General features: G+C 73.7%; 9 protein-coding genes and 1 pseudogene. 6 read left to right on the top strand and 4 right to left on the bottom strand.

All coding sequences use genetic code 11. The annotated features are described in order from the left end of the window. Positions 1 to 236 precede the first annotated feature (236 nt). Together BM290_RS46755 and BM290_RS46750 are read left to right on the top strand one after the other, a co-directional pair. Positions 237 to 2,909, top strand: coding sequence for an AfsR/SARP family transcriptional regulator (locus BM290_RS46755; protein WP_177320197.1), 2,673 nt, complete (start codon positions 237 to 239; stop codon positions 2,907 to 2,909). A gap of 66 nt (positions 2,910 to 2,975) precedes the next feature. Continuing rightward, a complete protein-coding gene (locus BM290_RS46750; protein ID WP_093622479.1) occupies positions 2,976 to 3,518 on the top strand; it encodes a hypothetical protein in 543 nt (180 codons plus the stop codon). Between the two features lie 56 nt (positions 3,519 to 3,574). On the opposite strand, the gene BM290_RS46745 is transcribed toward BM290_RS46750, so the two are convergent. Both BM290_RS46745 and BM290_RS46740 read right to left on the bottom strand, forming a co-directional pair. After that, a complete protein-coding gene (locus BM290_RS46745; protein ID WP_143134230.1) occupies positions 3,575 to 5,719 on the bottom strand; it encodes a hypothetical protein in 2,145 nt (714 codons plus the stop codon). A 326-nt stretch (positions 5,720 to 6,045) separates the two neighbouring features. Beyond that, on the bottom strand, positions 6,046 to 6,828 hold the full coding sequence (locus BM290_RS46740; RefSeq protein WP_093622477.1) for a hypothetical protein: 783 nt from the start codon (positions 6,826 to 6,828) through the stop codon (positions 6,046 to 6,048). Between the two features lie 135 nt (positions 6,829 to 6,963). Between BM290_RS46740 and BM290_RS46735 the strand changes: the two genes are divergently transcribed. From BM290_RS46735 to BM290_RS46725, 3 genes are all read left to right on the top strand, one after another. Continuing rightward, positions 6,964 to 7,788, top strand: coding sequence for a TIGR03619 family F420-dependent LLM class oxidoreductase (locus BM290_RS46735; protein ID WP_177320196.1), 825 nt, complete (start codon positions 6,964 to 6,966; stop codon positions 7,786 to 7,788). A gap of 112 nt (positions 7,789 to 7,900) precedes the next feature. Continuing rightward, positions 7,901 to 8,257, top strand: coding sequence for a nuclear transport factor 2 family protein (locus BM290_RS46730; RefSeq protein ID WP_093622475.1), 357 nt, complete (start codon positions 7,901 to 7,903; stop codon positions 8,255 to 8,257). A gap of 61 nt (positions 8,258 to 8,318) precedes the next feature. Continuing rightward, complete coding sequence (locus BM290_RS46725) at positions 8,319 to 8,915, top strand: PH domain-containing protein (protein WP_093622474.1); 597 nt, start codon at positions 8,319 to 8,321, stop codon at positions 8,913 to 8,915. Here BM290_RS46725 and BM290_RS46720 read toward each other — a convergent pair. Further along, entirely contained in the window at positions 8,884 to 9,480 is a 597-nt protein-coding gene (locus BM290_RS46720) for a TetR/AcrR family transcriptional regulator (protein WP_239144154.1), read from the bottom strand. The genes BM290_RS46725 and BM290_RS46720 overlap by 32 nt on opposite strands. A 96-nt stretch (positions 9,481 to 9,576) precedes the next feature. On the opposite strand from BM290_RS46720, the gene BM290_RS46715 reads away from it, so the two are divergent. Continuing rightward, entirely contained in the window at positions 9,577 to 10,524 is a 948-nt protein-coding gene (locus BM290_RS46715) for an NAD(P)-dependent alcohol dehydrogenase (protein WP_093622473.1), read from the top strand. Positions 10,525 to 10,558: 34 nt separating this feature from the next. On the opposite strand, the pseudogene BM290_RS46710 reads toward BM290_RS46715, so the two are convergent. After that, positions 10,559 to 10,744 (bottom strand): annotated as a pseudogene (locus BM290_RS46710) (CBM96 family carbohydrate-binding protein); the annotation flags it as partial.

The raw sequence follows: 10,744 nt of genomic DNA, 5'->3' as shown, positions 1-10,744 counted from the left end.
GCTGGACCACCGGCACCGCCTACGATCCCGCACAACACCGAGCCCTCCAACGACTCCTCAACCAAGATCAAACCGTGGCGGGTTGACACAGGGCTACTCATGCGCCGACCGTACCTCGTGGTGGTATCGATCCGATCCGGGCGGCCGCCGGTCAGATGCACGCCGTGCAGCCCTTCCGGCCGGACTGACAGTTCGGCGACATCCGGGCCCGGCCCCGTAGCCCTATGATCTGCCGCGTGCTGACGTGCAGGGTCCTCGGACCGGTCGAGATCCAGGTGGACGGCACGTCCGTACCGCTGCCGGGGTTGCTGCCCCGTCGGCTGGTCACGGCGCTGGCGGCGGCGCACGGGCGGCCGGTCGGCGAGGACACCCTCATCGACCTGCTGTGGGGCGCGGAGCCGCCGGCCAACCCGAGGAGCTCGCTGTTCTCGTACGTGTCGCGGCTGCGCAAAGGGCTCGGCGCCGACCGGGAGTCGCTGGCCCGGGCCGGCGACGGCTATCTGCTGCGCGTCGGCGACCTCGACGCCGACCGGTTCGCCGAGCTGGTCGAGCACGGCCGCCGGCTGCTGGCCGAGGGGCACGCCGACCAGGCGGCGCAGGCGCTCGCCGGCGCCCTCGGCATGTGGCGGGGCGAGGCCTTCGCCGAGCTGCCCGAGCATGCCGCGTCGTATCGGGCCCGGCTGGGCGAGCTGCGCGCGGTGGCCGTCGAGGAACGCCTCGCGGCGCGGCTCGCCGCCGGGGACGCGGCCGGCACGGTCGGTGATCTCGAGAAGGCGGTACGCGCGGAGCCGTACCGGGAGCGCCGCTGGGAGCTGCTGATCCTCGCCCAGTACCGGAGCGGCCGGCAGGCGGACGCGCTGTCGTCGCTGCGCCGGGTCCGGGACCTGCTCGCCGAGGAGCTCGGCCTCGACCCGGGCCCGGCGCTGCAGGACCTGGAACGCCGGCTGCTGCTGCAGGATCCGCGGCTGCTGCGGGAGGCCCGCCCGGCCGGCACACCACGGCCGCTGTCGGCGTTCCTGGGGCGCGACACCGAGCTGGCGCTGCTCGGGCGGCTCACGTCCGTACACCGTCTGGTCACGCTCGTCGGACCGGGCGGGGCCGGCAAGACGCGGCTGGGCGTCGAGTTCGCCGCCGATCGCGCCTGGTTCGTCCGCCTCGCGGACTCGGCCGATCCGCTGCCGGCCGTCGCCGCCGCGCTGGGCCTGCGCGGATCGACGCTGGAGCGGGTCACCGCCGCTCTCGCCGACCGGCCCGGCATGCTGCTGCTCGACAACTGTGAGCACCTGGCCGGCCCGGTCGGCGAGCTGGTCCTGCACCTGCTGGCGCACTGCCCCGGCCTGCGGGTGCTGGCGACCAGCCGCGAACCGCTCGCGGTCACCGGCGAGCAGCTGCTCCCGGTCGATCCGCTGCCGGTCACCGCGGCGGTCGAGCTGCTGGTCGACCGGATCTCGGCGCAGCGGCCCGGCTGGCGGCCGGACGCCGCCGACGCCGCGCACCTGGCCCACATCGCCGCCGCCCTCGACGGCATCCCGCTCGCCCTCGAACTGGCCGCCGCCCGCTCCCGGATGGTGAGTCTCGGCGACCTGAGCGACATGCTCGGCGACCGGTTCCCGTCGCTGGGGACCGTCCCGGGCGGGGCGATCACCCCGCACCAGACGCTGGAGGCCGCCGTCGCGTGGAGCGTGGACCTGCTGCCACCGGCCGGCCGGGCGCTGCTGCTGCGGTTGTGGCCGTTCGAGGGCGGCTTCCCGCTGGACGCCGCCGACGACGACCTCGACCGGCTGTCCGCCCTGGTCGCCCGATCGGTGGTGGCCGCCGACATCGACGTGACACCCACCCGGTACCGGCTCCTGGAGATCATCCGGGCGTACTGCCGGGCCCACGATCCCGACCCGGCCGCCAGCCGCCGCGGCCACGCCGACTGGGTGCACGCCCTGGTCGCCCGCTGGGTGCCCGAACTGTCCGGCGAGCACTCGTCGCACGCGATGCGGGTGCTGCGCCGCGACCTGGCCAACGTGCACGCCGGCATCGAGCACGACCTGACCGCCGCTCCCGAGGCCGCGCTGCGTACCGCCTCGCTGATGGCGTGGTTCTGGTTCCGGGCCGGGCACACGGCCACCGGGCTGCGGCTGCTCGGCGCGGCACTCGCCGCGGCGCCGCACGCCCCGGCCGCCGATCGTGGCCGTGCGCTGGCCGCCGGGGCGACGGTCCGGTTCATCAGCGGCGACCTCGAGGGCGCGCGCCGATGGCTGGACGAGGCTCGCAAGGTCTTGGACCCGCCCGCTGACCAGGCGGAACGTGTGGTGTACGCGCAGATGCTCTACTACGAGTCGGTGGTCGCCCACGGGCTGGAGGACTACCCGGCCGCCGAGCGGCGGGCTCGCGAGTCGGTGGCCGCCGCCCGCGCCTACGGCGAGGACTGGATCGTCCCGTCCGCCGAAGTGTGCCTCGGCTTCGCGCTGACCGGCCTCGGCCGCCTCGACGAGGCACGCGCCGTGCTCACAGGTGCCATCGCCGAAGCCCTCGGCCGCCGGCAGGGCTGGGCGGCGGCGCTCGGCGAGATGGGACTCGGCTGGGTCGGCCTCGCCGGCATCACCCCGGGCCGGGCCGGCTCACCGGTCGCCCCCGACGACGCGCTGGCCGCGATCCGCCGGTCGCTGCGCCTGTTCCGCGTCGAGGACGACCTCGGCAACCTGCTCACCTGCCTCTACATGGGCGCGCAGGCGCTGGCGCTGGCCGGGCGCCGGGAGACGGCGGCGGTGCTGCTGACGGCGGTCCGCGGGTACGCGGTGCGCCGCGGCATCGACCCCGGGCTGGTGAGCCCGCAGCTGAGCGCCGCCGTCGACCTGGACGTCGACGTCAGACTCGACGAACAGCAGATGATCGACCTCCTGGACCCGGCCGTCTGACGGCACACCGTGTCAGCTCCCCGGGCAGGCACGCCACCGACGGCCCGCCGCCCTAGAGTGACGGGCATGACCTGCATCGTGGGCATCACGGACGGGCGGACCGTCACCATCGGCGGCGACTCCGCGGGCAGCGACGGATGGCACGTCGCGGTGCGGTCGGATTCCAAGGTCTTCCAGGTGGGCCCCTACCTGATGGGGTTCACGACCAGCTACCGGATGGGCCAGCTGCTGCGGTATTCGCTGACCGTCGGCGAACCCGACACCTGGGACGTGGACCGTTTCATGGTGACCACGTTCATCGAGGCCGTCCGCGAGTGCCTGTCCACGGGCGGCTACGCCCGCAACGACAACGGCCAGGAACAGGGTGGACAGTTCCTGGTCGGCATTCACGGCCGCCTCTACGTCGTCGGCGACGACTATCAGATCGGCCATACGATCTCGGGTTATGCCGCGGTCGGCTCCGGATACCTGGTCGCCCTCGGATCACTGCACTCCACGGCCCGCACGCCGGAGGTCACCAGCCAGCAGCGCGCGGTGATGGCCCTGGAGGCGGCAGCCGAGCTGACCGAGGGCGTACGCCCACCCTTCACCGTGGTCCAGTCGGAGTAGGACACGGCCGCACCGGACGGCCCCTCCGGGACTGACGCCGACGATGTGCCGGGTCGTCAGCGTGGCCAGCGGCCCGCCGCCCGCGCCGCCGCCACCTCGGCCGGCGCCAGGTCGGCGAGCGTCCCCGCGACCGCGGCCAGGTCACCGCGCAGAGCACCGGCCGCCCCGCCCGGATCGGCGCACAACACGCCGGTGCGGCAGACCATCTCCACCGCGACCCGGTGGTTGCCGCCCAGGGCGGCGATCTTCGAGGCCAGCAGGTACGTGTTGGCCAGCTCCCACACCGCCAGCGGGTCGACGCCGGCCAGGCTCTCCCGGATCTCCGCGGCGGTGGCGATCGCCCGGCCCGCCTCCCCCAGCGTGTACGGCGCGGCGCCGCCCCGCTCGACGATGACGCCGGCCATCGTGTCCGCCCGGTTGTGCAGCAGCGTGCCCAGGGCCCGCCGGGCCGGCCGGTGAGCGTACGGGCAGGCCTTGCCGATCGCGATGCCGTCGGCGATCAGCCGCAGCCCGCGGTCGGTGTCACCGCCGAGCACGGCGAGCTGGGCCACGTCACCGATCACGGTCATCGACTCGGCGGCCCAGTCGGAGCGTCCGTCGTCGTCGTCGGCGGGCCGGGCCCGCTCGAAGCACCAGATCGCCCGCCGGCCCTCCTCGGCGACGTCGCCGGCACGGCCCAGCGTGTGCGCCACCAGCGCGGACCGCCAATGGGCGCGGCCCCCGCGGCGCAGCAGCGACCGATGCCACCGGGTCAGGGCGTCCATCGCGATCCTCGGGTTCCACACCTCGTCGAACCACTGTCGCGCCGCCGCCAGCGACTCCCACGCCGCCGCCGGATCGGTCCCGCCGAGCGCGACCCCGGCGGCGTAGCTCCGGTCCGCCTCGTCGAGCCCCGGCCCCGCCACGAGCCGGAGCCCGTCGTCGCCGAGCAGCCGCTCGAACCGGGCCAGGTCCTCCCGGTGGTGGCTGTCCGCGTACGGCCGCAGCACCTCGGCCCCCGCCGTCAGCGCCCGCTCCGCGGCCAGGAACCGCCCCGACCGGAACGACGCCGCCGCCACCGCGTCGTAGGCGAACGCGAGGAAACCGGCCGTCCCGCCCGGCGCGAGGAGGTGGACCGCCTGATCCCCGAGAGATCTGCCCTGGCCGGCACGCCCGGCGACCACCATCACGTGCGCCCACAGCGCCAGCGACAGGCCGAACAGCTCGCCGGACGGCCCGGCCCGGCGGCGCGCGGCCAGGCCGGCGGCCCGGGTGGTCTCGTCGGCGCCCGGAACGAGGCCGGTCAGGGCGAGCAGCCGTTCCTCGGCGTCGGCGGCGGCCCCCTCGTCACCGGCGGCGTGGGCCTGCTCGATCATCGCGGTGACGGCGTCCACGTCGGTGAGCGCGAAGAGCGCGTCGCCGCTCCCACCGGCCCGCGCCCGGGCGTGAGCGGCGGCCACCTCCCCCGCCCACGGGTGCTGCTCGGTGATCGGCGCGGCGACCGGCGCCGCGCGTTCCCCGTGCGGCACGAAGAAGTCCCGCCGTGCCCCCGGCGCCGGTTTCGGATCGCCGTCGGCCATCTCCTCGGCGAGCACCACGAACAGCCCGCGCACCCCGTCAGGCCCGGACGGGTCGCCGTCGCGGGTGCCGTTCATGGTCAGCCAGCCGGGCGGCCCGTACCGTTCGAGGTGCCGGTCGTACCAGTCACCGAACTCGTCGTCGCCCAGGAACAGGCGCGCCCACGGCAGGGCGGCCGGGTCACCGGGCGCCGACGGGAGGCGGTCCGGCAGATCCAGCAGGCGCTGCCGCTGCTGCGTGCCCGTCCGGCTCAAACCAGGCAAAGGCCTGCGGGTGTACGACAGACGAGCCGCACTGCGCCGGCCGGCCACCCGCAGCCGTCCCAGCCGGATCCGGTTGCCCGCCGGTTTGCCCAGCCGCTCCCGCACCGGGGCGCGCAGAAAGAACTCGGGGCCGGACGCCAGCGCGTACAGCATCTCGGCGTGCTCGGCCGGCAGCCCCTCCGGCATCGACACCGGGACCTGGACGTCGTACCGGTCGGGATGCGCGGCGACGTCCAGATGCCCCGCCTCGGCCAGCGCCAGGAAGTCTCCGAGCACCGCGGTGCGCCGGTCCGGCAGTCCCACCAGCTCGGCGGCCAGCCAGCAACTCATCTCGGGCCAGCCCGCATCCGCCACCGGCGCCTCCCATCGAATGCCGTCCATCCTGTCGGCTCCGCAGGCCCCCGGCAAGAGCGTCGGGTGATCGCTTTCGGCCATCCCCGTCTGCGCAGATCCCGCCGTGACCGCGCGCGCCGGTTCCGCTTCCGGTCACTGCGGGGCGGGCCGGAAGACCCTGCCGCGGCCGCGGCGGTACCGGCAGGGTGATCAGTGAACCGCCACGAGCCGAGGAGGCCGTCATGAAGGACCCCGTCCCCACCACAACGCAGGCCGAACGCTGCCCCACCTGCCACGGCCTCGGCGAGGGCTGCACCCCGACCGCCTGCCACGGCCTCGACTCGGACTGAATGATCCCGGCCACCGGCCGGCCGTCAGCTCGAACGGTCCGTTCGGGGCACGACGGCGTCGACGGGCTGGGTCGGGCTGTTCTCCGCCTCGAACCAGCCGGCCAGGTCGAACGTGCTGCCGCACGCGCCGCATCCCGCTCGTCCGAAGAGGTGGGTGAGCCCGTCGGCCAGGATCATGTCGCCCGCGGCCACCGCGGTGTCGTGCATCCATCGCGATATTCCGCTCAGTTGCGCCGGGTTGGCCGGGCGGAGCGGGACTCGAAGGATGTCCCCGTCATGGTGGTCGCGGATCGCCGAGTAGTGGCCGTAGTCGCCGATCACGATCGCCAGCCGGGTCGAGCAGTGCGGACAGTCGAGGTGGTAGTGCTCGTCGGTGAAGTCCAGGCTGATGGCGGCCCAGAACGTGTAACCGGCGAAGGCCAGTATGTCCTGCAGTTGCCGCACCGTCGCGGGCCCGGCGGCTGAGGCGATGCGCTTCCGGGCGAGGCGGTGCAGTGCCACCAGCGTCGGCGCCGCGGCCCGGACCAGACGGTCGTCCTCGTGGTGGCGGTGCAGCGTCCGGGTGATCAGCGCGGCGAGATCCAGCGCCCGGTCGCGCTGTTCGGTGTCGCCGGACTGCGCCAGCCGGCCGAGTGCGGGCAGAGCGGCGAACCCGGCCGAGCAGAAACATTCGGCCTCGACGATCAGCCGGCTGTCGAGCTCCTCCCACAGGGCGGCATCCGGTTCCCGCTCGAGCCGGTCGAGCAGCTCGCCGACGATGACGCCGGAGTCACCTCGCACATCGCGCACCGCGGTCCAGTCGATCACGGGATGATCGAACACCACGACCCGCAGGCGATGCGCCCCCACCGTCCGATCGCCGTCGATCCGGTTGCCCGCGTGCCCGTACTGTGCGGGGACGAGAACGATCGCACCGGCACGACGACGCAGAGGTGGCTGATCATGAAGTTCGGGTTGTACGGGCTGCACCGTGACCGCAACGTCGACCCCGGCGTGCTGGTCCGGCGGGCGAGAGCGGCCGAGGAGGCCGGGTTCGAGTCGCTGTGGGTGGGCGACCACATCGCGTTGCCGGCCGGTGAGGGGAATCCGCCGCGGCTGGAGGCGCTGGTCGCGTTGGGCTACCTGGCGGCCGTGACCGAGCGGGTTCGTCTCGGGGTCGGCCTGATCGTGCTTCCGCAGCGCCAGCCGGTGCTGCTGGCGAAGCAGGTCACCTCGCTGGACGTGCTGTCCGGTGGCCGGTTGACCGTCGCGGTCGGGGCGGGGTATGTGGAGCCCGAGCTCAACGCGATGGGGGTGACGCTCGCCGAGCGGGGCGCCCGGACGGAGGAGTATCTGCGGGTGATGCGGGCCCTGTGGGGCGCCGAGCGGTCGTTCGAGGGCCGGTTCGTGTCGTTCTCCGGTGTGGTGCAGCATCCGTCGCCGGTGCAGCGCCCGCACCCGCCGATCGTGGTCGGGGGTCATTCGGCTGCCGCGTACCGGCGGGCGGTCCGGCACGGGAGCGGCTGGTACGGCTGGGGCCTGGATCCGGAGGCGACGGCTGAGGCGTTGCGGGCGCTGGCCGAGGCGGGCCGGGACGAGCAGCGGCCGGACGGGCTGGGCGATCTGGAGATCACCATGACCCCGCCCGGGGTGCCCGGCCCGGAGACCGTCCGCCGGTACGCCGACGTGGGTGTCGACCGCCTCATCATCGACCTGGAGGGCATCGACGACGACGCGGTCGACGGCGTGATCACCTACGTCGGGAGAGACCTGGCAGGACCGGGCTGACGATCAATCGAGGTGCTTCTTGAGGGCGTCCATGATCTCGCTGAGCGCCTCCATCTGGGCGAGGTGGTGCGACAGGACGGCGGATCGACCGCCGCGGGACGAGGGAGCCGGCGTGGCAACGATCGAGCAGCTCATGTATGCGAATCTTCTGGAGGTCTTCAACGAGCGCGACCCCGAGCGGCGCCGCGCGGCCATCACGCGGACCTACGCGCCGGGGGTGCGTTTCGCCGACCCGGAGGAGGTGGTGGTCAGGTACGACGCGCTCGACGCCAAGGCTCAGAAGATCCTCGACGAGGCGCCGGGGTTCGTGTTCTCCCCCGACGGCCCGCTGCTCATCAGTCACGACCTGGGGCACCTGCCGTGGGCCTTCGGTCCGGAGGGCCGCCCGCCCGTGGTCCGGGGCATCGACATCGCCCTGATCGCGGACGGCCTGATCACCCACGTCCACACGCTGCTGATCACCGGCTGACGGGGATGGTCACGCTGTTCTACTCTTCCGCTGACATCCACGGTGGAGAAGGACGGTTGAAGTGAACCCTGCGCTCGGTGACGTGCTGTGGTCGGGATCGTCGCAGGATCTGGCCTCGCTGGCCACCGGTGGCCGTGTGCAGACCGGCTCCTACACGGTCACCACGGACGCGATCCGGTTCTCCTCGGGGGTCATCTCCACCCGTGAGGAGGTCATCCCGATCTGGCTGGTGATCGACGCCGACCTCACCCAGCACATCACCCAGCGGGTCCGCGGCGTCGGTGACCTCACCCTGCGCCTGGATCCGGCGCACGCCAAGAAGTACGGGCAGAACGAGCTGACGCTGCTGTCGATCGAGGATCCCGCGAAGGTCCGTGACCTGATCCTGCAGCAGGCGAACACGGTGCGCCGCTACTGGTCGCAGCATCACTACCAGCGTGACGTCGAGCTGCGCCGGGCCGGGGCGGCCTCCACCAACCTGGTCGTCCCGGCAGTGGTCGCCACTCCCGAGTCCACCGTGGCTCCGCAGCCGGCGCTGGAGCCCGCCCAGGCCGGGAACGACCTGATGGCGCAACTCGTGAAGCTGGGCGAGATGAAGACCGCGGGCCTGCTCACCGACGAGGAGTTCACCGCGGCGAAGGCGAAGCTGCTGGCCTGACGCCGATGCCGGTCAGGGCCAGGGTCAGCAGGCGCTCGGCCTCGGCCGGGTCGCCGGTCGCCTCGGTGGCCAGGGCGATCGCCGTGACCAGGGTGAGCAGGTCGGCGAGCGCCACGTCGGGCCGCACCGCGCCGGCCCGCTGCGCGCGATCCAGGAGCGGCCGGCCGGCGTCGCCGAGCATCACGTGACAGCGGTCGTCGGCGCCGGTGGCGGGGCCGGACGGCAGCAGCGACAGCGACAGTCCCCGGTGGGTGGCGGTGTAGGCGGCGAGCGCCCGCAGCCAGGTCGTCAGGGCCGCCCCGGGGTCGGCGTCGGCGTCGATCAGGGCTCGGGCCCGCGCGCACAGGGCGGCGATGCCGTCCTCGAAGACCGCGAGCAGCAGGGCACGCCGGGACGGGAAGTGCCGGTGCAGGGTGGCCGACCCGACCTCGGCGCGCCGGGCGATCTCCTCCAGCGAGCCGTCGGCGCCCTGCTCGGCGAAGACCGTCTCGGCCGCGGCGAGGATCCGGTCGTAGTTGCGCCGGGCGTCGGCGCGCAGTGGCCGTCCGGTAGTGGCTCTCGTCACCCGCGCTCCTTTCACCGACTAAATGGGGTTCTCCTCCGGTTAGTGTAGCGAGCACTAAGTGGGGTGCCACCCCACTTCGACGGAATGGGGAGAACCATGCGCGCAGTCCGCTACGACGCCTTCGGGCCCGCCGACGTGCTCCACGTCGCCGACCTGCCGGAACCTCGCGCCGGACGGGGTGAGGTGCTGGTCCGGGTCAGGGCCGCGGGCGTCGGCGGCGGCGAGACGGCGATCCGCGCCGGCCGGCTGCGGCGCGTCATGCGGCACCGGCCGCCCGCCGGGGTCGGCAACGAGTTCGCCGGGCACGTGGAGGCCGTCGGCGACGGGGTGCGCCACTTCCGGGCCGGCGACGCGGTCTGGGGGCTGATGCCGCACCTGACCTTCGGGAGTACGGCGGAGCTGGTGGCCGTACCCCGGAAGCTCGTTGCCCTTGCCCCGGCGAACGCCGGCCTGCTGGAGGCCGCGGCGCTGCCGTCGGCCGGGACCACCGTGCTGACCGCTCTGACCGAGACCGTCCGCCTCCGGCAAGGGCAACGCCTTCTGGTACGGGGTGCGGCCGGCGGCGTCGGCAGTGTCGCCGTCCAGCTCGGCCGGGCGCTCGGCGCGCACGTCACGGCGCTGGCCGGCGCGCGGCACCTCGACCGGGTCCGGGAGCTGGGCGCCGGGACGGCCGTCGACTACCGCACCGCCGATCCCGGGACGCTGGGCGCGTTCGACGTCATCCTCGACCTCGTCGGGACCGATCTGCCCGTCCATCGTCGCCTGCTGGCGCCGGGCGGCCGGATGGTGGCGCTGGCGCTCGACCCGGAGGCGCTGCTCAAGACGTTCGTGTTCATCGCCGGGCACCGCAACGTGGTCACGTTCAGCAACAATCCGTCCGCCGAGCGGATCGCCGAGCTGACCCGTCTCGTCGAGTCGGGCGCCCTGCGGCCGGTGATCGACACCGTGTTCCCGATGGACCGGGCCGCCGACGCGCACCGCAGCCTCGAAGCGGGTGGGGTGTTCGGCAAGCACGTGATCGAGGTGTCGCCGGAACGCCGCTGAGCCGCCACCCGGTGGGGGTGGCGGCTCGGACGGGTCAGCTCAGCTTGACGTTGAAGATCGGGTTCGCGGCCAGCTTCTTGAATGCCGCCAGGCTCGCCGGGGTGCTGTCGATGCTGATGTCACGGTCACCCTGGTTGTCACGCTTGGTGTCGAAGTGCACGATCGCCTTGATCGCCGGACGCTTACGCAACTCCGGCACCACACTGTCGTACACCGCCGA

This window comes from Actinoplanes philippinensis (assembly GCF_900113015.1).
Classification (GTDB): domain Bacteria; phylum Actinomycetota; class Actinomycetes; order Mycobacteriales; family Micromonosporaceae; genus Actinoplanes; species Actinoplanes philippinensis.
The sequence above is the reverse complement of the archived record's forward strand: the minus strand, read 5'-3'. Positions and strand labels throughout refer to the sequence as shown.